The sequence below is a fragment of the Azospirillum formosense genome (assembly GCF_040500525.1).
GTDB lineage: Bacteria > Pseudomonadota > Alphaproteobacteria > Azospirillales > Azospirillaceae > Azospirillum > Azospirillum formosense_A.
In genome coordinates this window covers 2,518,715-2,540,638 of record NZ_CP159402.1, presented here as the reverse complement: position 1 = coordinate 2,540,638, position 21,924 = coordinate 2,518,715, and the positions used below count along the sequence as shown (strand labels likewise).

Here is a 21,924-nt window from a genome sequence, read left to right as displayed (position 1 = left end):
GTAAGGACGGGACGGCCCAGCGCCGTCCCGTTTCCTTTTTGGCTCCTGGAATGACCGACGGAACTCCCGATACCGCCGCCCCCGACATCGCCATCGTCCAATCCCCCTGCATCAGCGTGTGCAAGCTGACCGCCGACCGTGCCTATTGCGTCGGCTGCCTGCGCACGCTGGAGGAAATCCGCGGCTGGAAGCACATGAACGCCGACCAGAAGCGCGCCCTGCTGGCTGATCTGGAAAAACGGCAGGCCGCCGCCGCGGAGTGACCGTCCCTTGATCGGTTCCCTTCGTCAGGCCGCGGCGCCGCGCAGCAGGGTCATGCGGTCGCGGTCGGCGCGGATGCGGTCGAGATGCTGGACCGCCACCGCGGTGATCGGCAGGGGCAGCTCCTTGGCCAGGGCCTCCTCGTAAGCGCGGACGCATTCCCCCTCGCCGCGCTGGACCTCGGCGAGGATCGCCTCGCGGTCGTGCCCCAGCACGTTGGTCTTCAGTTCCAGGAAGAAGCGGTGCGCGCCGCCCATCACGGTGCCGCCCATGTCCGGCGCCCCGCCCTGTTCGGCGACGAGGCGCTGCACCTCGCGCACGATGGCGCCGCGCTGGGCGGCCAGATCGTTGAACAGGGCCTTCAGATCCTCGTCCTCCAAGGCTTCCGCGGCCTGACGATAGGCTTCGTGGCTGTCCTCGACGATGCGGATCAGATCGTTGAGGGTATCGACGATCTGGTCTTTTCCCATCACGGCCGGTTCATTTGCCGACATGGCCGGTTCCTCCCCTGGCAGGCTGCCCAACCACTTGAAAACCTGCCGCTCCGGTGAAGGTTCCTCGATGCATCCGAAGGGTGCCCCGCTTGGTCAGTCCGCATCGCCCGATGGTGACGAACCGCCGCCCCGCCTGTTGTCGGTCCATCCCCAATGGACTGTCCGATAACGCAACGAGGGAGAGGACCTGTGGCCAACACCACCAAGGAAACCCTGATCGACTGGCTCCGCGACGCCCACGCCATGGAAAGCCAGGCCGTCGAGATGCTGGAGCGGCAGGCGGAGCGCATCAAGAACTACCCGGACGTCCTCGCCAAGGTGCAGGAGCACATCGAGGTGTCGAACCGGCAGGCCGACCGGCTGAAGCAGTGCCTGCAGCGTCTGGGCACCGACACCTCGGCCATCAAGACCGGCGTCGCCATGCTGATCGGCAACGCCCAGTCGCTGTCCGGTGTCGTGGCGTCGGACGAGATCGTGAAGGCGTCGATCTTCGACTATTCCTTCGAGCATTTCGAGATCGCCAACTACCGCGCCCTGATCTCCGCCGCCGAGCAGGCCGGGGAACCGGAGATCGCCCGCATGCTGCAGCCGAGCCTGGACGAGGAGCTGGAAATGGCCGCGTGGCTGGAACAGCGCCTGCCGCAGCTCACCAAGACCTACCTGGAGCGCCGGGAAACCGCCGGCACCGCCGAAGCGAAGCGCTGATCCCAACGCTTCGCAGAGACCGCGCCGGGGGCACCGTCCCCGGCGCGGTTTCCCTTCGTCAATGCAGCGCCAGCGCCGACCGACGGCGAACCGCCGGGCGGGCGCGCCACAGGCTGAGCAGATGGCCGGACAGGGTCATCGCGTCCGACGCCAGCCCGAAGGCCGAGCCGGCCAGCGCGTTGTGGCCGGCCCCGACCACCGTCGAGGACAGGAAGAACACCCGCATCCGCCCGACCGTGGCCTGCCAGCGCCCGATGGTCCCCAGGATGAAGCCCGCCGCCGACAAGGCGGACATCGGCCCCTGCCACGTCGCCGCCGCGACGGCCAGCGCGGCGGGCACGGTCAGGGCGAACAGGACACGCAGCCAGCGCGGGCGCCGCTCCGGATAGGCGGCGGCCATCTGCACGAGGCCGAGCGCGCACATCAGCGTGCCCGTATGGGCCCCCAGGGCGAAGAAATGGACGACGAACAGCCCGCCCGCCCCGGCCTGCGCGGTCAGGATCGCCCGCCGGTCCTGCAGCAGCGTGGACAGGACGCCCAACGCCAGACCGGCGAGCCCGCTCACCGCGACCAGCGACAGGGACGGCAGGTAGTGCAACAGGAAAACCATGGATAACGCCTTCACCCTTCGGAAAATGCTGCGCCGCAGCAAAAGGCCGCGGCGAAGGGGGCGGACGCTAGGCGCGGATGGTTAACCGGCTGTGAATCGGGGTGTGATCAAGAGTGGGCGCGGCATGCCCCGGCGCCGTTTTGCGATGGAGGCAAAAAGCGTTTAATGCCAACGATCTCGCGACCTATGGCCTGACCATGGGCATACCCCTGTGGTCGGGGGCACCCCATGGGCATTTCACTTTTGCGACGTTTCCCCGGGACAGCGGGGCGGTCATTCTTCGCACCGCAAGATGACACGCCCAAAAACACACGCTCTCGACGCCGTGCCTTCCCGAAACGCCGTGCCTGAGACGCCTCCTGGAATAAGACGCTCTGGATGAGATGCCCTATGACCCAGCTGACGAAACGGGACGCCGCACGTCTTCCCGCGCCACCCATCTGTTGCCATTGCGGGAAACCTTTGCGGGCCGGGGAACCGCATTGGGCCGGCGATTCCGAGAACCGCCCCTGGCACTATGGCTGCGCCGAGCGGGTCGGCCTGACCATGTCCTGGACGCGGGTCCGCCATCGCCGCGCGATCGTCGCGGGAGTCTGACCGCGCCGCGCTGTTACCTCCCTGGCCGAAAACGATCGGCAGGGCTTTCAAAAAGGGGGAAGCATGAAGGGGACACCGCAAAGCCTCTGGCTGTCCATGGCCAACCGGTCCGCCAGCCAGGCGATCGGCTTCTGGAGCGGCCTGTTCAACGCCGCCGCCCGGCGCAACCAGACCGCCCTGTTCAACGCCATGACCAAACCGCCCAAGGCGAAGCGCGCGGCGCAAAAGAAGAAAAGGCGCTGAGATAGACCTCGGCGACGCAAACGCCGGAAAGCAGAAAAGCCGCCCAAGGGCGGCTTTCTTGTGCAGACTGGAAGGAATGGCGCGCCCGAAGAGATTCGAACTCCTGACCCCCAGATTCGTAGTCTGGTGCTCTATCCAGCTGAGCTACGGGCGCATTCCTGTTTGTCTTCCCGGCGGCGGCGGTAACCGTCCGTCGTCGAGGCGCGCAACTTACTCAAAAGGGTTTCGGGGCGCAAGACCTTTTTTCGCCTTTTCACGCGGTCGATTGCCCGGCCGTGGGGCTTGCGGTATAAGCGGCGCACGTTTCTTTCGGAGTCCATAGCCGTGCCAGAAGCCGTTCCGTTCAACAAGCACTTCCCGGTGTCGTGGGAGGAGCTTCACCGCAACGCCAAGGCGTTGGCCTGGCGCCTGATCGACAAGGGCCCTTGGAAGGGCATCATCGCCATCACCCGCGGCGGTCTCGTCCCGGCGGCGATCATCGCGCGCGAGCTGGAACTGCGCATGATCGACACCGTCTGCGTCTCCAGCTACGACCACCAGAACCAGCGCGAGGCGATGGTGCTGAAGGGCGTGGAGGGCGCCAACGCCGGGGACGGCGAAGGCTGGCTGATCATCGACGATCTGGTCGACACCGGCAAGACCGCGGTCGTCGTGCGCAAGATGCTGCCCAAGGCGCATTTCGCCACCGTCTACGCTAAGCCGCTGGGCCGCCCGCTGGTCGACACCTTCATCACCGAGGTGAGCCAGGACACCTGGATCCACTTCCCGTGGGACATCGAGCTGCAATTCTCCCAGCCGATCGCCAAGCAGCACCGCGGCACCTGACCGGCCGTCCGGTTGACACTTGACACAAGGCTGCGCGCCTTGTGTCAAGTGCGGGCCGTCACGTCTACAGCAGCCCCGCCGAGCGGTGGCGCGGGTCCAGCGCGTCGCGCAGGCCGTCGCCGAGCAGGTTCAGCCCCAGCACCGTCACCGCGATGGCCGCCCCCGGAAAGATCGCCTGGAGGGGGGCGGTGAACAGGAAGGTCTGCGCGTCGCCCAGCATCTTTCCCCAGGAGGGCGAGGGTGGCTGGATGCCCAGGCCGAGATAGCTCAGCGCCGCCTCGTTCAGCACCGCCACGGCGAACAGCACCGTCCCCTGGACGATCACCACCCCAGCGATGTTGGGCAGCACATGCACCAGCGTCACCGACAGCGGCCCGCGCCCCAGCGCCAGCGCCGCCCGCACGAAGTCCCGGCGCCAGACGGCCAGCGCCGCCCCGCGCGCCACCCGCGCGAAGACCGCGGCGTTGAACAGGCCGAGCGCCAGCACGACGTTCACCGCCCCCGCCCCCAGCGCCGCCGTCAGCAGGATCGCCGTCAGCACCGCGGGAAAGGCGAAGAGCAGGTCGCCGAGCCGGGCCACCGCCTCGTCCCCCCAGCGTCCCCAGGCGGAAGCCGCCAGCCCCAGCGGCACGCCCAGCAGCGCCCCCAGCGCCACCGCCGCCGCCCCGACGGCCAGCGAGTTGCGGGCGCCGACCAGGATCATCGAGAACACGTCGCGCCCGAAATGGTCGGTGCCCAGCCAATGGACCGGTCCCGGCGGGCGCAGCCGGGCGACCACCCGCACCTGCTCCGCCGGGAAGGGCGTCCAGACCAGCGACAGCAGCGCCGCCCCCACCACCAGCGCGGTGAGCAGCCCGCCCAGCAGCAGACTGACCGGCAGCCGGCGCACCCGCCGGACGAGCCGTCTCATGCCGTCACCCGCGGGCGCGGGTCGATGGCCGCGCAGACGATGTCGACCAGCGCGTTGACCGCCACCACCGTGACCGCCAGCAGCACGACGACGCTCTGCACCACGATCAGGTCGTGCTGGCCGATGGCCTGATAGAGCAGGCGGCCCAGCCCCGGCAGGGTGAAGACGTTCTCCACCACCACCGCCCCGGCGACGAGGAAGGAGAATTGCAGGCCCAGGATGGTGGCGACGGGGATCAGCGCGTTGGGCAGCACATGGCGCCGCAGGACCAGCCGGCGCGGCAGGCCCTTGGCGACCGCCGTGCGCACATACTCCTCGCGCAGCGTGTCGAGCGCCGCGGTGCGGGTGATGCGCGCCAGGATCGCCGCCTCCGGCAGGGCCAGCGCCACGGCGGGCAGCAGCAGCGCCTTCAGCGCCGGCCCCGCCCCGGCCTCCCACCCCGGAAAACCGCCGGCGGAGAACCAGCCCAGCCGAACGGAGAACAGCAAAATCAACAGGATGGCGAACCAGAAGCCCGGCACCGCGATCCCCATCTGCCCGAAGGCCATGACCGCCCAGTCCCCGGCCCGCCCCTGCCGCCCGGCGGCGAAGAGGCCGAGCGGGATGGCGATGCCCGCCGAGAGGACCAGCGCCAGCCCCGCCAGCGGCAGGGTGATGGCCAGCCGGTCGGCGACCAGCCCGGCGACCGGGCGCGCGTAGGTCAGGCTGGTCCCGAAATCGCCGTGCAGCATGCCGCCCACCCAGCCGGCGTAGCGGGCGGGCCAGGGCCGGTCGAGCCCCATCTGGGCGCGCAGGGCGGCCACGGCCTCCGGCTGGGCGCTGGTGCCCAGCATCACCAGGGCGGGGTCGCCGGGGATCGCCTCCAGCACGGCGAAGACCACCAGCGTGGCCAGCCACGCCGTCAGCGCCAGGGTCAGCAGACGGCGCACCAGGAAGGCGAGCACGCGGGTCAGCCCCTGCCGGGTCCGGCCCGGCCGCGCCGGATCACTTCCACCGGACGCCCGTCACGTCGTTGGCCTGGATCGGGCGGTTCACCCACATGCCCTGCACCGCCGACTTCTGCACGGTGGCGGCGGGCAGCATGAAGAGGAAGCCGTTCACCGCGTCCTCGGCCAGGATGCGTTGCTGCTCGCCGTAGAGGGCGTTGCGCTTGGCGTTGTCCTGGGTGCGGTCCAGCTCCGCCCCAACGGCGTTGAAGCGCTCGCTGCGGTAGTTGAAGTAGTAGTCGGGGCGACCGTAGATGTCGATGTCCAGCGGCTCCGTGTGGGCGATCAGGGTCAGGTCGTAATCCTTGCCCTTGAACACCTGCTCCAGCCAGGGCGCCCATTCCATCGGCTCGACCTTCACGCGGATGCCGACCTCGGCCAGCATGGCGGCGATCAGCTCGCCGGAGCGGCGGGCGTAGATCGGCGGCGGCAGGCGCAGCGTCGTCTCGAACCCGTCTGGCAGCCCGGCCTCGGCGAGCAGCGCCTTGGCCTTGTCCGGGTCGTAGGGGTAGAGGCCGGTCAGGTCGACATAGCCGGCGCGGTGCGGCGGAAAATGGCTGCCGATGGCGGCACCGTTGCCGAACAGCACGCCGTCGATCAGCGTCTTGCGGTCGATGGCGTGGGCCATGGCCCGGCGCACCCGCAGGTCGTCGAAGGGCTTGCGGGCGTTGTTGGTGCCGAGGATCGTCTCCCCCTCCGTCGTGCCGACCATGACGGTGAAGGCCCCGTCGTCGCGGAACTGGGGCAGCGCCTCGTAGGTGTCGAACTGCGGGAAGCTGTCGATGTCGCCGGCCTTCAGCGCGGCGACCTGGGCCGCCGGGTCGCTGATGAAGCGGAAGGTCACGCGCTCCAGCGCCGGCTTCGGCCCGTCATAGTCGGGGTTGCGCACCAGCACCACCCGGTCGCCGGCCACCCAGCGCTCGAACTTGAAGGGGCCGGTGCCGATCGGGGTCTGCTTGTTGGCGCCCGCCGATTCCGGAGCGACGATGGCGGCGTCGCCCGACGCCATGTGGAAGAGGAACAGCCCGTCGGGCCGCGACAGGGTGACCACCACGGTCCGCGCGTCCGGCGCCTCCACCCCGGCGATGGCGGCGAAATAGCCCTTCTGCGCGTTCACCGACTCCGCGCCCCGCGCGCGGTCGAGCGAGAACTTGACGTCCGCCGAGTCGGCGGCGGTGCCGTCGTGGAACTTCGCCCCCTTGCGCAGGTGGAAGGTGTAGGTCAGCCCGTCCGCCGACACCTCCCACTTTTCCGCGAAGCCCGGCACCACCTTGCCTTCGGCGTCGATGCGGGTCAGCGGCTCGAACAGGTTGGCGTAGGTCACCTCGTCGATGGCCGCGGCCGCCCCCGCCGTGGGGTCGAGGTGCGGCGGCTCCAGCCGCATCCCGACCACCAGATCCGTGCGGGAAGCCGTTTGCGCGAGGACCGGACCGGCGGCCAGCGCGCCGGCCAGCCCGAGGACCGCTCCCATGGTGATGGCGAGCGCGGCGCGCCTCTGGCGGTTCGGCATGACGGCTGTTTCCCCCAATCGTTGTCTCGGCGCGGGATGATGCGGTGAAGCCACGCCCGAGTTCAAGACCGCAGGCGGGCTTTTCCGCTCAGGCCTCCGCCAGGAAGGCGCCGTACTGGCGCGAGATCGCCTCGACCGCCGTCTCGAACAGCCGCTTGCCATGCTCCGGCGAGGCGAGGCCGGGGGCGGAACCGATGCGCCCGTCCGGGTGGCGCCGCCGGAAGTCGCGGGCGTCGTAGAAGCCGCCGGGCGACGCGGTTTCCGGGTCCATGGTGGCCGTCTTGATCGACTCGGGATAGGCGTACTGGGTCAGCGACACCTCGCTGGGCGTGGCGTGGGAGCCCTCCTTGCCGCCGAACAGCTCCCGCGACAGGCGGCCGATCTCCTGGTTCTCCCACCAGTTGACCAGGGTGCAGCGCAGCTCCGGCGCCTGCCGGCCGCGCAGGGCGCGGTTCTCCGCGTAGATCTCGTAGAAGGCGGCGCGGACGGACGCGACGTTGCCGCCGTGGCCGTTGACGAAGAAGAAGCGCTCGAACCCATGCTCCGCCAGCGACATCACATAGTCGCGCAGCAGGGCGATCAGGGTGGAGGGCTTCAGCGTCATCGAGCCGGCAAAGTCCATGTGGTGCACGGCCATGCCGACGGGGATGGTCGGCCCGACCATGGCCCCGGTGGCGTCGCCGACGCCGCGGGCCACGACCTCGGCGCAGATGGCGTCGGTGCCGATCAGGCCGTTCGGCCCATGCTGCTCGGTGGAGCCGATGGGCAGGATGATGCCCTTGGAGGTCTTCAGGTAAGCCTCGGCCTCGGCCCAGGTGCTGAGAAGAAGCTGCACGGTCTCTGACCCTTGTTGAGTGTTCCGATCTGGGAGGAAGTGTAGGGCAGCCCCGCCCGCCGCCCAAGGCCGCTCGGCCGCAGAGCGGCCCTGCGCCGCCCGCCGCGCTGGCATTTCCCGTCGGCCACCCATACACTCGCGTGCATTTTCCAAGGCATGGCGTCTGGCATGGTTGCGCGGATCAACACGGTGGCGTTCCAGGGCATCGAGGTTCTGGACATCGACGTTCAGGTTCAGATGTCCGGGGGCATCGTCGCCTTCACCGTCGTCGGCCTGCCCGACAAGGCGGTGGCCGAGAGCCGGGAGCGGGTGCGGGCGGCTTTGCACGCGCTTGGCCTTGCCCTGCCGGCCAAGCGGATCACCGTCAACCTCGCCCCGGCGGACGTGCTGAAGGAGGGCAGCCACTTCGACCTGCCCATCGCGCTGGCCCTGCTGACCGTCATGGGCGTGCTGCCCGACCTGGAGATGAGCCGTTACTGCGCGCTCGGCGAGTTGGCGCTGGACGGGGCGCTGACCCCGGTGGCCGGGGTGCTGCCGGCGGCGATCAACGCGCTGGCCCACGACCGCGGGCTGATCTGCCCGGAGGCCTGCGGCGGCGAGGCCGCCTGGGCGGGGGAGGGGCTGGACGTGCTGGCGCCCGCCACGCTGCTCGCCCTCATCAACCATTTCCGCGGCCAGCAGGTGCTGACCCGCCCGCGCCCGCGCATCCAGGAGAGCGCCGAGGCGCCGCTCGACCTGCGCGACGTCAAGGGCAACGAGACGGCCAAGCGCGCGCTGGAGGTCGCCGCCGCCGGATCGCACAATCTGCTGATGATCGGGCCGCCCGGCTCCGGCAAGTCGATGCTGGCGGCGCGGCTGCCCGGCCTGCTGCCGCCGCTCGACCCGGCGGAGGCGCTGGAGGTGTCGATGATCCACAGCGTCGCCGGGCTGCTGGAAGGCGGCCGGCTGCTGCGCCAGCGCCCCTACCGTTCGCCGCACCAGTCGGCCAGCCTGCCCGCCCTGGTCGGCGGCGGATCGCGCGCCAAGCCCGGCGAGATTTCCCTGGCCCACAAGGGCGTGCTGTTCCTCGACGAATTGCCCGAATTCCCGCGCGGCACGCTGGAGGCGCTGCGCCAGCCGCTGGAGACCGGAAAGGCGGTGGTCAGCCGGGCCAACCACCATGTGACCTACCCGGCGCGGGTGCAGTTGATCGCGGCGATGAACCCCTGCCGCTGCGGCCATCTCGACGACCCGTCGCTGGCCTGCGCCCGCGCTCCGAAATGCGCGGCCGACTACCAGTCGAAGATCAGCGGGCCGCTGTTCGACCGCATCGACCTGCACATCGACGTGCCCGCCGTCAGCCCCGCCGATCTCAGCCTGCCGCCGCCCGCGGAGGGCAGCGCCGACGTGGCCGCCCGCGTCGCGCTGGCCCGCGCCGTCCAGGCGGAGCGCTACGCCGGCTTCGGCCCCTTTCCCGAGGGCCGGGCGGTGCGCACCAACGCCGAGGCGGACGGCGAACTGCTGGAGAAGGCCGCCGCTCCCGACCAGCCGGGCCGCGCCCTGCTGACCGAGGCGGCGGAGCGGCTGAAGCTGTCCGCCCGTGGCTATCACCGCGTCATGCGCGTCGCCCGCACGCTGGCCGACCTGGACGGCGGGGGCGGCGTGCGCCGCCCGCACGTCGCGGAGGCGCTCGGCTACCGCCGCATCGCCCCCGGACGGTGAATGTTCACTCCGCCGCCACGGCGTTGCCGTGGTTGGAGTGATGGTTCCGGTCGTGCAGGCAGCGACGCAGGCGGAAGGCCGTGATGATGGCCAGCGCGCCATAGGCGATCAGATAGCTGCCCACGCCCAGCGCCACGGCCAGCAGGCCCAGCGACGGCAGGACCCACATGCCGAAGCCGAACAGCACCGACAGGGCGCCGGCCACGCCCCAGGCCCATTTGCCGTGGGTGCGGTGCATGCGCCACGCGGTCATGATCTTGGCGAAGCCGGTGATGACCGACCAGGCGGCGATCACGAAGATCAGCGCGAACAGGCTCGCCTCCGGCCACAGCAGGGCCACGGCGCCCGCCACCAGACTGACCACGCCGTCCAGCAGGAAGGGCAGGCTGCGCTCCTGCGCCTGCGCGGCGCGGACGCCGCCGACGATGGCGAACAGCCCGTCCATCAGCAGATAGGCCGCGAGAAGAATCGCCAGGGTGGCGACCGTCGCCCCCGGCAGAAGGAAGGCCAGCAGGCCGAGCACCACCGCCGCGGCGCCGCGCAACGCCAGCGCCCACCAGTTGCGCGCCAGCAGGTCGTTCATGCCCTGGACCCGGCGGGCCTCGTACATCGCCTCCGTCGCCATGTCGCGTCTCCCCTCATCCGTTCGAGTGCAGCGGGCGCGGGTGAACGCGCCCGATACAGCACGGCAACAGGATCAGGAGGACTTCGTTGCGGCGGCGGGTTGTCGGCGCGGCGGGATTCGCGCGAAATCCGTGCGGAATAGGTAGGGCGAATCAGTTGCTGCGGCCGTAATCGCTCTTGCTGGGTTCGATGAAGTAGAAGAGCTTCGAGTCGAACTGCATGCCCTCGCGCGGGTTCATCAGCGCCACCTCGGTCGTCAGCCCCTGGGCATCCAGCACCCGCCATTTGCGGAGCTGGAAGGGCCGGTCCTCGAAGACCAGCGTCAGGGTGCCCTTGCCGGGGTCCTTGGTCTCGGTCAGGCTGATCTCCACCAGTCCCGGCGCCTGATAGACCCCGGTCACCGTCACGTCGCCGGACAGCCGGATGTTCTTGCGCAGGATGAAGTCGGCCAGCGTGCTGCCGATGGGGGCGCTGGACTGCTGCCGCATCTCCCCGTCCCAATAGAAGATGAAGGCGCCGTCGGCGACGACGAAGTCCTTCACCGGCGGGTCATATTCCAGCCGCATCCGGCCGGGGCGCGCGAGGTAGAAGGTGCCGGTGGTCTGATGGCCGTTCGGCGCGACCTGCACGAACTTCGATTGCAGGGTGCCGATGCCGTTCAGGTAGCTTTCCGCCTGGGCCACCAGCGTCTGGTCCTGGGCGGACAGGGCGGCGGCGCGCGGCGCGGCGAGCGCGGAGTCGAGGACCGCTCCCGCCGTGGTGACGGACAGGGCGACGGCAGCGGCAGCCAGGATGCGGCGGAACGGGATCTTCATGATGCCTGCTAGGTAACCGGACGTTCCGGGCGGAAATGGGGCGCGGCGGCGGTGGTTCCAAGGAGAAAGGGCGCTTTACCCCCTCCCCAACCCTCCCCCTCTTCGAGGGAGAGGGGGCTTGTGCGAAGCGGCGCCAGTCCCCTCCACCTCGAAGAGGGGGAGGGCTAGGGAGGGGGCGACCGCCCTCTACTCCTCGATGTTGCGGGCCAGGACCTCGCGCTTGCCGGCGTGGTTGGGCTTGCTAACCACGCCTTCGCTCTCCATCCGCTCGATCAGGCGGGCGGCGGAGTTGTAGCCGATGCGGAGCTGGCGCTGGATGAAGCTGGTCGACGCCTTGCGCTCGCGGCAGACCACCGCCACCGCCTTGTCGTAGAGGTCGTCGCCCGACCCGCCGCCGGCACCCGACCCGTCGTCGAAGGAGCCGCCGTCCTCATCGTCCTCCTCGGTGATGGCGTCGACGTAGCTCGGCTCGCCCTGGGTCTTGAGGAACTTCACCACCTGCTCGACCTCGCCGTCGGCGACGAAGGGGCCGTGGACGCGGGTGATGCGGCCGCCGCCGGCCATGTAGAGCATGTCGCCCTGGCCGAGCAGCTGTTCCGCCCCCTGCTCGCCGAGGATGGTGCGGCTGTCGATCTTGGAGGTGACCTGGAAGCTGATGCGGGTCGGGAAGTTGGCCTTGATGGTGCCGGTGATGACGTCCACCGACGGGCGCTGCGTCGCCATGATCAGGTGGATGCCGGCGGCCCGCGCCATCTGGGCGAGGCGCTGGATCGCCGCTTCGATGTCCTTGCCGGCCACCAGCATCAGGTCGGCCATCTCGTCCACGATGACCACGATGTAGGGCAGCTCCTTCAGGTCGAGCGGCTGCTCTTCGAAGATCGGCTTGCCGGTGTCGGGGTCGAAGCCGGTCTGGACGCGGCGGGTCAGCAGCTCGCCGTCGGCGCGGGCCTCGCGCAGGCGGGCGTTGTAGCCCTCGATGTTGCGCACGCCCAGCTTGGACATGTTGCGGTAGCGGTCCTCCATCTCCCGCACCGTCCATTTCAGGGCGACCACCGCCTTCTTCGGGTCGGTGACGACCGGCGTCAGCAGATGCGGGATGCCCTCATAGACCGACAGCTCCAGCATCTTGGGGTCGATCATGATGAAGCGGCAGCGGTCGGGCGGCAGCCGGTAAAGCAGCGACAGGATCATCGTGTTGATGGCGACCGACTTGCCCGAGCCGGTGGTGCCGGCGACCAGCAGGTGCGGGAAGCGGGCGAGGTCGGCCACCACCGACTGGCCGCCGATGTCCTTGCCCAGCGCCAGCAGCAGCTTGCCCGCCGTCTTGTCGAAGACGTCGCCGGCCAGCAGTTCGCGCAGCAGCACGGTCTCGCGCTTGGCGTTGGGCAGCTCGATGCCGATGACGTTGCGGCCCGGCACCACGGCGACGCGGACCGACACCGCGCTCATCGAGCGGGCGATGTCGTCGGCCAGGCCGATGACGCGGGACGACTTGGTGCCGGGAGCCGGCTCCAGCTCGTAAAGGGTGACGACCGGGCCGGGATGGACCTTCTGCACCTCGCCGCGCACGCCGAAGTCGGACAGCACGCCTTCCAGCTTCACCGCGTTCTCGCGCAGCGCCGCCTCGTCCACCTTCTCGCCACGCACGCTGGTCGGGACGATCTGCAGCAGGTCGAGGGGCGGCAGCTCGTAGCCGTCCGCCTCCTCCAGATTGAGGGCGGCCTGCTTGGACGGGCGCCCCTGGTCGGCGGCCTTCTTGCCGCCGGCCGGCGGGGTGACCACCGGGACGGCGCGGGTCCTGGCCTCCACGCGCGGCTCCACGCTGATGGAGTCGGACAGGCGGCCGCGCGGCGCGGCGCGCAGGGTGATGGCGCCGTCCTCGCCGGGCGCGTCGTCGGAAGCGTCGTCCAGCGTCGGGGCGGCGGTCTTCTTTCCGGTGGTGGCGAGGCTCGGCTCGCGGCGCAGCAGGCCGCCGGTCTGGCGGGCGGCGCTGCGCGCGGCCTCCGCGCCCTTGTCGCGCATGAAGGACACGCCGGCCCGCGCGCCCCGCCCGAGGCGGGCGAGGCCGGCGGCGGTCTCGCGCAGGCTGGCCGCCCATTCGCGGATCGACAGGCCCATGGCGACGAACAGGATCAGACCGCCGGCCACGCCGGCCGCCGTGCCGACCACCGGGTTGCCGGGGCCGCCGAACAGCAGCTTGCTGACGCCATCCAGCAGAACGATGCCGAAGCTGCCGCCGGGATGGCCGTTCAGCGGGTCTCCGCCCCCGCCGCCCATCCCGGCCAGGAACATGGCGATGAGAAGCACGCCCCACACCGCCAGCACGCTGCGGAACAGCGGGTGGCGGATGCTCTTCTGCAGGCTGAGCCGCCAGCCCCACATCATCGGGACCAGCGCCAGCAGATAGGCCGCCCAGCCCAGCGACTGGATCAGGACGTCGGCCAGATGGGCGCCGAACCGGCCGAACAGGTTGTGGATGTGGGCGTCCGCCGCCGGGACCGCGTTCCAGGACGGGTCGGCCGGGTTGTAGCTGCCCAGGATGACCATCAGCACCAGACCGACCACGCCCAGCGCGAAGCCGGCCAGCTCGCGCGCCCGCGCCACCACGAAGGCGCGCGTGGCGGGCGAGAAGAAGGGCGGCTTCTCCGGCCGTGCTCCGGCGGGCCGCGCTCCGGCGCTTTTGCCGCTTCCGCTGCGGGGGCTTGCGGGTCGTGCCATGGGCAGAAGGTCCTCAAGAACGTGCTGTACCGAACCCGTCCTTCGGGGCGAAAGACCGGGGTGACTGGGAGGGCCGAAGAGGGGCGGGGGATTATCCCCCCGCCCTTATCCCAGGATGCGGGCGATGGCGGCGCAGGCGTGGGCGACCGTCTCGGCGTCGTTCACCAGCGCGATGCGGATGAAGGGGGCGCCGGGGTTGGCCTCGCCGGGGTTGCTGCGGGTCAGGTAGGCGCCGGGCAGAACGCGGATGCCGCCCTCCGCCCACAGGCGGCGCGTCGCCTCCTCGCCGTCGCCGACCTCCAGCCACAGGAAGAAGCCGCCGTCCGGCCGGTAATAGCCGTAGCGCCCCTTCAGCGCGGCCTCCGCCGCGTCGAACTTGGCGCGGTAGAGCGCGCGGTTCTCCTCGACATGCGCCTCGTCCCGCCACAGGGCGGCGCTGGCCGCCAGCACCGGCAGCGGCATCCCGGCGTTGGAATAGCTGCGCAGGCGGGTGAAGCGCGCCATCAGTTCCGGATCGCCGGCCACGAAGCCCGAGCGCAGCCCGGCGGCGCTCGACCGCTTGGACAGGGAATGGAAGACCAGGATGTTCGCCCAGGGCTTCCCGTCATGGACCAGCCTGGAGGCGACCTGGAGCGCGCCGACCGGCGGCTTGTCCAGGTAGATCTCGGCGTAGCACTCGTCCACCGCCAGGATGAAGCCGTAGCGCCGCGCCAGCCCGATCGCCCGCTCCAGATAGGCGGCGTCGGCCGCCGCCCCCTGCGGGTTGGCCGGGGTGCAGAGGTAGAACAGCGCCGTGCGTTCCAGCAGCTCCGGCGTCAGCGCGTCGAGGTCGGGCAGGAAGCCGGTCTCGCGGGTGGAGGGCAGGAACACCGGCTCCGCCCCCGCCAGCAGGGCCGCCCCCTCGTAGGGCGCGTAGAAGGGGTTGGGCATCAGCACCGCCGGCTGCCGGCCCGCCTTGGACGGCGGCACGGCCAGCAGGGCCAGCAGGAACAGCGCCTCGCGCGTGCCGGACACCGGCAGGACCGACTTTTCGGCGTCGAACAGACCGTCCGGCAGGGCGTAGCGGCGGGTCAGCCAGGCGCCAACCGCCTCGCGGAACTCCGGCGTGCCGCCGACCGGCGGGTATTTGCCCCACAAATGGGCGTTGGCGCGCAGCGTCTCGTCGATGATGGCCGGCGGCTGGTGCTGCGGCTCGCCCACCGACATCAGGATCGGCTCGGCGTTGCTGCGCGGCGTCACCCCGGACAGCAGGGCCGCCAGCCGGGTGAAGGGGTAGTCGGACAGCCGGTCGAGCCGGTCGTTGACGAGAGCGAAGGTGCCGAGGTCCGGGAGCGACATGCCGCCGAGAATCCTTTCCATGAGGACGGCCCGAGAAGGCCGGGCCGGCCCCGAGGGGCACGGCCCGTCAGGGGCCTTTTGGGGGCCTCTGCCCGATACGAAACGGAAACGATCCTACCGGCGGTGGAGTCCCGGCACAAGGGCACAAAACCGGACGAGACCCGGTCAAGGGAAAGCATACGCCGCCCGTTCCGGCGGCCTTGGCGTCACAGCGGAAAGACTGGCGCGCCCGGCCTCAAGTCTCCGGGCAGATCATCGATGCCCCGCGGCAAGAAAAAGCGGACGCGCCTTCCCCCCTCGCGGGAGGGGCCGGGCCGTGACGCCCCGCCCTGTCCGCTTGGGTCCGGTCCGCCTCAGAGCGCTTCGGTGTTGGTCTCGCCGGTGCGGATGCGCACGGCCTGGGCGATGTCCAGCACGAAGATCTTGCCGTCGCCGATGCGGCCGGTGTTGGCGGCCTTCTGGATCGCCTCGACCACCTGCTCGTACTGGTCGTCGGACACCGCGACCTCGACCTTCACCTTGGGCAGGAAGCTCACGGAATACTCGGCGCCGCGGTAGATCTCGGTCTGACCCTTCTGGCGTCCGAAGCCCTTCACCTCGCTCACCGTCAGGCCCTGAATCCCGAGCGACGTCAGCGCCTCGCGCACTTCGTCGAGCTTGAACGGCTTGATGATGGCCATAACCAGTTTCATGTGGCTTCCCCTTGGTATGCGTGTTTGCGGGCCCTCGCGGTCGCCCGGTCCCCCCTCGGCCGATCCCGCCGTGACGGCGGGTTTCCCGAACGTGACTCGAGCGTGTTCGCCTCGACCGCAAAAATCAATGTCTTCAAAAATCGTGCCGGTTGCAGAATCGACCCTTTTCAGCGGTTTCTGGCTGTTTCGCCGATCGATTGGGCAGGCTGTGCCCAATAATTACGCAAACCGGGTGCCGCGACGCCGCGCCGCTGGACATCCGGACCGAGCGGAACGATTGTTCGTACCCGTCTACACTGATCGAAGGGCAGCGCCATCATGACCGAATCGGGCACCACCGCAGCGCAGGAGATCACGACCGACGTCGTCGTGTTGGGCGGCGGACTGGCCGGGCTCAGCATGGCGGCGGCCCTGGCCACCGCGGGCGTTCCGGTGGTCTGCATCGACCGCGACAGCCCGGACCGGCAGGCCGCGGACGACTTCGACATCCGCACCACGGCGGTCGCCTACGCCTCGATGAAGGTGCTGGAGGGGGCGGGCGTGTGGAAGCACATGGAGCCCGACGCCGGCCCGATCCTCGACATCCGGGTGGCCGACCAGTTCTCGCCCTTGTTCGTGCATTACGACCACAAGGAGCTGAACTGGGACGGCCGGAACCAACCCTTCGGCTGGATTCTCGACAACAAGGACATGCGCCGCGCCCTGTTCGCCCGCGCCAGGGAGCTGCCCGGCCTGCGCCATCTGGCCCCGGCCCAGGCCGTGTCGATCGAGCGCAGCCGCGCCGGCGCCACGGTAAAGCTGGCCGACGGGCGGGTGGTCAAGGCGCGGTTGGTGGTCGGGGCCGACGGGCGCCGCTCGCTGGCGCGGGAAAGCGCCGGGATCAAGCTGCGCACCTGGGCCTACGATCAATCCGCGATCATCTGCACGATCCGCCATTCGGAGCCGCACAACGGCGTGGCGGTGGAGCATTTCCTGCCCAACGGTCCCTTCGCCGTGCTGCCGATGACCGGGAACCGCTCCTCCATCGTGTGGAGCGAGAAGCGGTCGCTGGTCGACATGTATCTGAAGCTGCCGGAGGACCAGTTCATCGACGAGCTGACCCGGCGGTCGGGCGGCTATCTGGGCGACATCGAACTGGTGACCCGGCGCGACGCCTGGCCGCTGTCGGTCCTGCTGGCCGAGCGTTTCATCGCCGAGCGCGTGGCGCTGATCGGCGAGGCGGCCCACGCCATCCACCCCATCGCCGGGCAGGGGCTGAACCTGGGCCTGCGCGACGTGGCGGCGCTCGCCGAGGTGATCGTGGACGCCCACCGGCTGGGGCTGGACGTCGGCTCGCCGGAGGTGCTGGCCCGCTTCCAGCGCTGGCGCCGCTTCGACACGGTGCTGCTGGCCGCGGTGTGCGACGGTCTGGTGCACCTGTTCTCCAACAACATCCCGCCGATCAAGCTGGCCCGCGACGTCGGCATGGCCGTCGTCAACCGCCTGCCGCCGCTGAAGCGCTTCTTCATGCGGCACGCGATGGGCGTGGTCGGCGAGCTGCCGCGGATGATCAAGGGCGTGCCGCTGTAAGGCGTGGTTGGAGTCTTGGCGGGCAACAGGACTTCACGGATTTCTCGGATTGAAGCACGGATTACACGGGTTTTTTGTATGGTCTTGCCCGGTGCCTGCTGATCGAGAAGGCACGCGCTGAAGCAAGAACAAAAGAAATCCGTGTCAAAATCCGTGCAATCCGTGAAGACCCTGTTGCCCGCCAAGAATCCCGAACCCACTCACCCCAGCCCGTATTCCGACAGCGCCTCGTACACCGCGGCCCCCTTGCCCAGGTGGCTGCGGTAGAGCGTGAAGTGCTCCACCCGGATCGGCCCGGCGCGGAACATCCCGCGCTCCTCGATGAAGCGCCCGATCCGGTCCTTCGGCGCGTCCTTCAGCCGGGCGAGCGTGACGTGGGGCGAGAACTTGCGCTCCTCCGCCGGCAGGCCGCAGCGGACCAGCGCCGACTCGACCTTGGACTGGAGGTGCGACAAGGCGTCGCTGCGCTCCACCCCGGCCCAGAGGACGCGGGCGTTGCGGCCGCTGCCGTACACGCCCACGCCGTCCAGGACCAGATCGAAGGCCGGGGCCGCGATCTGCGCCAGCGACTCGTCGATCTCCGCCGCCTGATCCTCCGGCACCTCTCCGATGAAGCGGAGCGTCAGGTGCAGGTTGTCCGCGTCGGTCCAGCGGGCGCCGGGCACGCCGCCGCCCAGCCCCGCCAGACGCCGGCGCACATCCTCCGGGAAATCGAGGGCGACGAAGAGACGGATCATCGGCGTTCCGAACCGGTTACGGGCAGGGGTCGGGATAGCGGGCGTTGACCGCCTCGATGTCCTTCATCACCTCGTCCGACAGCGTGACGTCCACCGCCGCGATGTTGGACTTCAGGTCCTCCATGGTCGTAGCGCCGATCAGCGAGGACGCCACGAAGGGCTGCTGCAGGGTGAAGGCGATGGCCATCTGCGTCGGCGACAGGCCGTGGCGCCGGGCGATGTCCAGATACTCGCGGGTCGCCGCGTCGGCGTTGACCGTGGCGTAGCGCGACTTCCGGTGATCCAGCGCGCGGCGGGTGCCGGCGGGAACGGCGCCGTCCAGATACTTGCCGGTCAGCGTGCCGGCGGCCAGCGGCGAATAGGCGAGAAGCCCGACATCCTCGCGCAGAGACATCTCGGCCAGACCCTGCTCGAAGGTCCGGTTCAGCAGGCTGTAGGCGTTCTGGATCGAGGCGATGCGCGGCAGGCCCTTGTTCTCCGCCAGCTTCAGGAACTGCATCACGCCCCAGGGCGACTCGTTCGAGACGCCGACGTGGCGGACCTTGCCGGACTTGACCAGCTCGTCGAGCGCCGACAGAGTCTCCTCGATGGGCGTGCCGTCCTTCTCGGGCCGGTGGACGTAGTTGCGCGCGCCGAAGCGGTTGGTCGCACGGTCGGGCCAGTGGAGCTGGTACAGGTCGATGTAGTCGGTCTGGAGCCGGCGCAGGCTGGCCTCCACCGCCGCGAAGATGTTGGCGCGGTCGAGCTTCGCCTCGCCGTTGCGCACCCAGGCGAAACCGCCGTCGGTCGCTCCGACGACCTTGCTCGCCAGGATCACCTGATCGCGCTTGCCGTTCGCCTTGAACCAGCTGCCGATCACCTCCTCCGTACGTCCGTACGTGTCGGCGGTCGGGGGGATGGCGTACATCTCCGCCGTGTCCCAGAAATTCACGCCCTCGCCGAGCGCGTAATCCATCTGGGCGTGGCCTTCGGCCTCGCTGTTCTGGCGGCCCCAGGTCATGGTGCCCAGGCCGATGGCGCTGACCGACAGGCCGGTGCGGCCGAGCGGACGGTATTGCATGTGGTTGTGGTCCTTAAAGGAACAGGGTGAGCACGCCCGTGTATCCGTACAGGCGGGCGTTGGAGATCTCGCCGCTGGCGAAGAATCCGGCCAGCGGGATGTCGCCGAAGGTCTCGCGGATCAGCGCCAGCTCCTGGCTGCCCTCGCCGAACAGGCTGGGGCCGCGGGCGATGCAGCTGACGTAGAGCGCGCCCTTCGGGGTGGTCTTCACGCGCTTGCGCAGGTTGGCCAGCATGCGGCGCATGTCGGCCTCGGCGCTCTGCTGGTCGCGGCGGGTGAACAGGATGGGCTGGCCGCTCTGCACATGGTGGGCGACGGCGATCCAGCCGGCGCGCGGGTCGATGGCGATCAGGTCGCGGACCAGATAATCCGCCGTGTCGCTGCCGGCGATGGGCAGGCCGGCGAAGATGTAGCCGGACACCCGCTTGAGATCGCGGGCCAGCAGCTCGCCGATGTCCTCCTTGAAGACGTCCAGCGCCGGGCGCCCGTCGATCTCCAGGACGATGTTGTCCTCCGCCGCGGTGATGGTGCGCACCGGGCCGATGGGCGTGCAGCCCTGGCTGAGGCCGGTGGCGACCGGCACCTGCGGCGCGAACAGCACGCCCGACACGCCGCCGTCGGCCACCGGCCCGCCGACCATCGTGGCGGTGTTGCCGGGAATGGTGAATTGCGGGAACTCCGACCGCGAGGCCGACAGGCCGCCGACCAGGAAGGCCCCGGTCGATTCCGCCAGCGAAACGACCAGCCCGGCCAGATCCTGGTGGCGCGGGTCGGCGTGGGCGAGAGCCAGCATGGCGCCGTGCTTGTCCAGCCAGCCGCCGGCCATGCGGCGCAGCGGCTCCATGTCGCCCGACACCACCGGGAACAGGCGGAAGCCCTCCGGCGGCAGGCGGGCCACCATCACGGCGATGCCCGGCTTGTCGAAGATCTCCTCGTCGTTGGCGCAGACGCCGATGCCGACGGTGCCCACCCAGTCGCGGATGCCGGTGACGCCGCGCAGCAGCGTGACCATGCTCGTCGCGTGCTCGGCCAGAGCGTCGGTGATGTAGAGGAAGCCGAGGTTGCAGCCCTCCACCGCCCCCAGCTCGTCCAGGCACGCCTTGACGACGGCGCCCCATTCGGTGCCGGTGGCCGATGCGGCCTTGAAGAGGGTGTCGGTGGTGGCGCTGCCGCCGGCCGGGGTCGCCATGGGTGTTAGTCTCCGCTCTTGGCGATGCCGTCCAGAAGGCGGGCGACGTGGGGCGTGATGCGCTCCACAATCACCTTCACGCCGGCCGCGTTGGGATGGATGCCGTCGGGCTGGTTCAGCGCGGCGTCCGCCGCCACGCCGTCCAGGAAGAACGGGTAGAGCTGTACGTCGTACGCCTTTGCCAGATCGGGGTAAATGGCGTTGAAGCGGTCCCCGTACGCGCGGCCCAGGCTGGGCGACGCGTACATGCCGGCCAGCAGCACGGGCAACTTCTCGCCGGTCAGCCGCTTGAGGATGGCGTCGAGGTTGGCGCGCGCCGCAGCGGGGTCGAGCCCGCGCAGCATATCGTTCGCCCCCAGTTCCACCAGCACGGCGTCCGGCTTGTCGGCCAGCGCCCAGTCGAGCCGCGACAGGCCGCCCGCCGTGGTGTCGCCCGACACGCCGGCGTTGACGACGGTCACGTCGTAGCCCTTCGCCCGCAACGCCGCCTGCAACTGCACGGTGAAGGCCTGGGCTTCGGGGAGGCCGTAGCCGGCGGTCAGGCTGTCGCCGAGCGCCAGCAGGGTGTAGGGGCCCTTCGCCGCACCGCTCTGGGCGAGCGCGGGCGCGGTCATGCCGAGTCCCCCGCCAAGCCCCGCAACGACGGCGAGAGCGGCCAGCCCCGAGCGAAGGAGGGCCGTGTTGAAATGGCGGCGCACCATGCCATATGGCGTGAGGTTTTCCCGCCCGTTCCCCCGCCCGTTCCAGAGACGCATGCCAATGTCCCGACCCGATTCCGTTGCCTCTGCCATCGTCGATCTCGACGAGGTGCATCTGAGATTGGACAGCGCGGCCGGACCCGTCAACATCCTGAGAGGCTTGAATCTCCGCATCCAGCCCGGTGAACGGGTCGGCGTGGTCGGCCCGTCGGGCTCCGGCAAATCGACCATGATGATGGTCATGGCCGGGCTGGAACGTCCCACGGGCGGGACCGTGCGCGTCGCCGGACAGGATCTGGGCCGGCTGGACGAGGACGGGCTTGCGCGCTTCCGCCGCGACCATGTGGGGATCGTCTTCCAGGCTTTCCACCTCGTGCCGACGATGACCGCGCTGGAGAATGTCGCCATCCCCCTGGAGTTCGCCGGGGCCGCCGACGCCTTCGACCGCGCGCGCTCCGGGCTGGAGGCGGTCGGGCTGGGCCACCGGCTGAGCCACTATCCGGGCCAGCTCTCCGGTGGCGAGCAGCAGCGCGTCGCCCTGGCCCGCGCCTTCGTCGCCGAGCCGTCGCTGCTCCTGGCCGACGAGCCGACCGGCAACCTCGACATCGGCACCGGCGCCACCATCGTGGAGCTGCTGTTCGACCTCGCCGAGCGGCGGGGCACGACGCTGGTGCTGATCACCCACGACCCGTCCCTGGCCGACCGCTGCGACCGCACCGTGCGCCTGACCGACGGACGCATCGTCGACGACGGCATGGCCGCCCGCGCCGAGCGCGTCCGCGTGGCGGGGGACTGAGCGCTTTTTAA

The 21,924-nt window shown here is 70.0% G+C and carries 22 protein-coding genes and 1 tRNA gene; 7 read left to right on the top strand and 16 right to left on the bottom strand.

What is annotated here, in order from left to right; all coding sequences use genetic code 11:
- The first annotated feature begins 50 nt into the window (after positions 1–50).
- A complete protein-coding gene (locus ABVN73_RS12150; protein ID WP_353858206.1) occupies positions 51–263 on the top strand; it encodes a DUF1289 domain-containing protein in 213 nt (70 codons plus the stop codon).
- A 24-nt stretch (positions 264–287) separates the two neighbouring features.
- On the opposite strand, the gene ABVN73_RS12145 is transcribed toward ABVN73_RS12150, so the two are convergent.
- On the bottom strand, positions 288–755 hold the full coding sequence (locus ABVN73_RS12145; protein ID WP_137103862.1) for a PA2169 family four-helix-bundle protein: 468 nt from the start codon (positions 753–755) through the stop codon (positions 288–290).
- A 189-nt stretch (positions 756–944) separates the two neighbouring features.
- Between ABVN73_RS12145 and ABVN73_RS12140 the strand changes: the two genes are divergently transcribed.
- Positions 945–1,460, top strand: a complete 516-nt coding sequence (locus tag ABVN73_RS12140) for a ferritin-like domain-containing protein (protein ID WP_014239055.1) — start codon at positions 945–947, stop codon at positions 1,458–1,460.
- Between the two features lie 58 nt (positions 1,461–1,518).
- Here ABVN73_RS12140 and ABVN73_RS12135 read toward each other — a convergent pair whose 3' ends face one another.
- Positions 1,519–2,070, bottom strand: coding sequence for a YgjV family protein (locus ABVN73_RS12135; RefSeq protein ID WP_353858205.1), 552 nt, complete (start codon positions 2,068–2,070; stop codon positions 1,519–1,521).
- Positions 2,071–2,730: 660 nt separating this feature from the next.
- Between ABVN73_RS12135 and ABVN73_RS12130 the strand changes: the two genes are divergently transcribed.
- Positions 2,731–2,910 carry a hypothetical protein gene (locus ABVN73_RS12130; RefSeq protein WP_353858204.1) on the top strand — a complete coding sequence of 60 codons (180 nt, stop codon included), beginning with the start codon at positions 2,731–2,733 and terminating at the stop codon, positions 2,908–2,910.
- Between the two features lie 77 nt (positions 2,911–2,987).
- On the opposite strand, the gene ABVN73_RS12125 is transcribed toward ABVN73_RS12130, so the two are convergent.
- Positions 2,988–3,064 (bottom strand) — tRNA-Arg (locus tag ABVN73_RS12125).
- Between the two features lie 170 nt (positions 3,065–3,234).
- Between ABVN73_RS12125 and gpt the strand changes: the two genes are divergently transcribed.
- Positions 3,235–3,735 carry a xanthine phosphoribosyltransferase gene (gene gpt, locus ABVN73_RS12120; protein ID WP_149165495.1) on the top strand — a complete coding sequence of 167 codons (501 nt, stop codon included), beginning with the start codon at positions 3,235–3,237 and terminating at the stop codon, positions 3,733–3,735.
- Between the two features lie 64 nt (positions 3,736–3,799).
- Here gpt and ABVN73_RS12115 read toward each other — a convergent pair whose 3' ends face one another.
- From ABVN73_RS12115 to ABVN73_RS12100, 4 genes are all read right to left on the bottom strand, one after another.
- Positions 3,800–4,645, bottom strand: a complete 846-nt coding sequence (locus tag ABVN73_RS12115; protein WP_353858203.1) for an ABC transporter permease — start codon at positions 4,643–4,645, stop codon at positions 3,800–3,802.
- Positions 4,642–5,589, bottom strand: coding sequence for an ABC transporter permease (locus ABVN73_RS12110; protein WP_353858202.1), 948 nt, complete (start codon positions 5,587–5,589; stop codon positions 4,642–4,644). The genes ABVN73_RS12115 and ABVN73_RS12110 overlap by 4 nt, the downstream gene beginning before the upstream one ends.
- A gap of 40 nt (positions 5,590–5,629) precedes the next feature.
- Positions 5,630–7,141, bottom strand: coding sequence for an ABC transporter substrate-binding protein (locus ABVN73_RS12105; RefSeq protein ID WP_353858201.1), 1,512 nt, complete (start codon positions 7,139–7,141; stop codon positions 5,630–5,632).
- A gap of 88 nt (positions 7,142–7,229) precedes the next feature.
- Complete coding sequence (locus ABVN73_RS12100; RefSeq protein WP_353858200.1) at positions 7,230–7,976, bottom strand: creatininase family protein; 747 nt, start codon at positions 7,974–7,976, stop codon at positions 7,230–7,232.
- Between the two features lie 168 nt (positions 7,977–8,144).
- Here ABVN73_RS12100 and ABVN73_RS12095 point away from each other — a divergent pair, with 168 nt between their 5' ends.
- Complete coding sequence (locus tag ABVN73_RS12095) at positions 8,145–9,677, top strand: YifB family Mg chelatase-like AAA ATPase (protein ID WP_353858199.1); 1,533 nt, start codon at positions 8,145–8,147, stop codon at positions 9,675–9,677.
- A 4-nt stretch (positions 9,678–9,681) separates the two neighbouring features.
- Here ABVN73_RS12095 and ABVN73_RS12090 read toward each other — a convergent pair whose 3' ends face one another.
- The 5 genes from ABVN73_RS12090 to glnK all read right to left on the bottom strand — a co-directional run bounded on the left by ABVN73_RS12090 (position 9,682) and on the right by glnK (position 15,864).
- Complete coding sequence (locus ABVN73_RS12090; protein WP_353858198.1) at positions 9,682–10,302, bottom strand: HdeD family acid-resistance protein; 621 nt, start codon at positions 10,300–10,302, stop codon at positions 9,682–9,684.
- Between the two features lie 151 nt (positions 10,303–10,453).
- Entirely contained in the window at positions 10,454–11,116 is a 663-nt protein-coding gene (locus ABVN73_RS12085; RefSeq protein ID WP_353858197.1) for an outer membrane lipoprotein carrier protein LolA, read from the bottom strand.
- A gap of 186 nt (positions 11,117–11,302) precedes the next feature.
- Positions 11,303–13,834 carry a DNA translocase FtsK 4TM domain-containing protein gene (locus ABVN73_RS12080; RefSeq protein ID WP_353858196.1) on the bottom strand — a complete coding sequence of 844 codons (2,532 nt, stop codon included), beginning with the start codon at positions 13,832–13,834 and terminating at the stop codon, positions 11,303–11,305.
- 105 nt (positions 13,835–13,939) lie between these two features.
- A complete protein-coding gene (locus tag ABVN73_RS12075; protein ID WP_353858195.1) occupies positions 13,940–15,172 on the bottom strand; it encodes an aminotransferase class I/II-fold pyridoxal phosphate-dependent enzyme in 1,233 nt (410 codons plus the stop codon).
- Between the two features lie 353 nt (positions 15,173–15,525).
- Positions 15,526–15,864, bottom strand: coding sequence for a P-II family nitrogen regulator (gene glnK / locus ABVN73_RS12070; protein ID WP_035670687.1), 339 nt, complete (start codon positions 15,862–15,864; stop codon positions 15,526–15,528).
- Between the two features lie 318 nt (positions 15,865–16,182).
- On the opposite strand from glnK, the gene ABVN73_RS12065 reads away from it, so the two are divergent.
- On the top strand, positions 16,183–17,433 hold the full coding sequence (locus tag ABVN73_RS12065) for a UbiH/UbiF/VisC/COQ6 family ubiquinone biosynthesis hydroxylase (RefSeq protein WP_353858194.1): 1,251 nt from the start codon (positions 16,183–16,185) through the stop codon (positions 17,431–17,433).
- Positions 17,434–17,633: 200 nt separating this feature from the next.
- Here ABVN73_RS12065 and thpR read toward each other — a convergent pair whose 3' ends face one another.
- The 4 genes from thpR to ABVN73_RS12045 are packed head-to-tail and all read right to left on the bottom strand — an operon-like array spanning position 17,634 to position 21,033.
- Positions 17,634–18,170 (bottom strand): RNA 2',3'-cyclic phosphodiesterase, encoded by a 537-nt coding sequence (gene thpR / locus ABVN73_RS12060; protein WP_353858193.1) that lies wholly within the window; start codon positions 18,168–18,170, stop codon positions 17,634–17,636.
- A gap of 16 nt (positions 18,171–18,186) precedes the next feature.
- Positions 18,187–19,230 (bottom strand): NADP(H)-dependent aldo-keto reductase, encoded by a 1,044-nt coding sequence (locus tag ABVN73_RS12055; protein WP_353858192.1) that lies wholly within the window; start codon positions 19,228–19,230, stop codon positions 18,187–18,189.
- Positions 19,231–19,243: 13 nt separating this feature from the next.
- Entirely contained in the window at positions 19,244–20,419 is a 1,176-nt protein-coding gene (locus ABVN73_RS12050; RefSeq protein WP_353858191.1) for an FIST N-terminal domain-containing protein, read from the bottom strand.
- Positions 20,420–20,424: 5 nt separating this feature from the next.
- A complete protein-coding gene (locus ABVN73_RS12045) occupies positions 20,425–21,033 on the bottom strand; it encodes an arylesterase (RefSeq protein ID WP_353858190.1) in 609 nt (202 codons plus the stop codon).
- A 145-nt stretch (positions 21,034–21,178) separates the two neighbouring features.
- Between ABVN73_RS12045 and ABVN73_RS12040 the strand changes: the two genes are divergently transcribed.
- Entirely contained in the window at positions 21,179–21,913 is a 735-nt protein-coding gene (locus ABVN73_RS12040) for an ABC transporter ATP-binding protein (protein WP_353858189.1), read from the top strand.
- The last annotated feature ends 11 nt before the right edge of the window (positions 21,914–21,924 follow it).

Excerpts from the sequence above, each read along its gene's own strand:
- ABVN73_RS12085 (WP_353858197.1), bottom strand. The coding sequence starts at position 11,116 with ATGAAGATCCCGTTCCGCCGCATCCTGGCTGCCGCTGCCGTCGCCCTG.
- glnK (WP_035670687.1), bottom strand. The coding sequence starts at position 15,864 with ATGAAACTGGTTATGGCCATCATCAAGCCGTTCAAGCTCGACGAAGTG.
- ABVN73_RS12105 (WP_353858201.1), bottom strand. The coding sequence starts at position 7,141 with ATGCCGAACCGCCAGAGGCGCGCCGCGCTCGCCATCACCATGGGAGCG.
- ABVN73_RS12045 (WP_353858190.1), bottom strand. The coding sequence starts at position 21,033 with ATGACCGCGCCCGCGCTCGCCCAGAGCGGTGCGGCGAAGGGCCCCTAC.
- ABVN73_RS12130 (WP_353858204.1), top strand. The coding sequence starts at position 2,731 with ATGAAGGGGACACCGCAAAGCCTCTGGCTGTCCATGGCCAACCGGTCC.
- ABVN73_RS12065 (WP_353858194.1), top strand. The coding sequence starts at position 16,183 with ATGACCGAATCGGGCACCACCGCAGCGCAGGAGATCACGACCGACGTC.
- ABVN73_RS12145 (WP_137103862.1), bottom strand. The coding sequence starts at position 755 with ATGTCGGCAAATGAACCGGCCGTGATGGGAAAAGACCAGATCGTCGAT.
- ABVN73_RS12090 (WP_353858198.1), bottom strand. The coding sequence starts at position 10,302 with ATGGCGACGGAGGCGATGTACGAGGCCCGCCGGGTCCAGGGCATGAAC.
- ABVN73_RS12040 (WP_353858189.1), top strand. The coding sequence starts at position 21,179 with ATGTCCCGACCCGATTCCGTTGCCTCTGCCATCGTCGATCTCGACGAG.
- ABVN73_RS12115 (WP_353858203.1), bottom strand. The coding sequence starts at position 4,645 with ATGAGACGGCTCGTCCGGCGGGTGCGCCGGCTGCCGGTCAGTCTGCTG.
- thpR (WP_353858193.1), bottom strand. The coding sequence starts at position 18,170 with ATGATCCGTCTCTTCGTCGCCCTCGATTTCCCGGAGGATGTGCGCCGG.
- ABVN73_RS12095 (WP_353858199.1), top strand. The coding sequence starts at position 8,145 with ATGGTTGCGCGGATCAACACGGTGGCGTTCCAGGGCATCGAGGTTCTG.
- ABVN73_RS12150 (WP_353858206.1), top strand. The coding sequence starts at position 51 with ATGACCGACGGAACTCCCGATACCGCCGCCCCCGACATCGCCATCGTC.
- ABVN73_RS12135 (WP_353858205.1), bottom strand. The coding sequence starts at position 2,070 with ATGGTTTTCCTGTTGCACTACCTGCCGTCCCTGTCGCTGGTCGCGGTG.
- ABVN73_RS12055 (WP_353858192.1), bottom strand. The coding sequence starts at position 19,230 with ATGCAATACCGTCCGCTCGGCCGCACCGGCCTGTCGGTCAGCGCCATC.
- ABVN73_RS12075 (WP_353858195.1), bottom strand. The coding sequence starts at position 15,172 with ATGTCGCTCCCGGACCTCGGCACCTTCGCTCTCGTCAACGACCGGCTC.
- ABVN73_RS12050 (WP_353858191.1), bottom strand. The coding sequence starts at position 20,419 with ATGGCGACCCCGGCCGGCGGCAGCGCCACCACCGACACCCTCTTCAAG.
- ABVN73_RS12080 (WP_353858196.1), bottom strand. The coding sequence starts at position 13,834 with ATGGCACGACCCGCAAGCCCCCGCAGCGGAAGCGGCAAAAGCGCCGGA.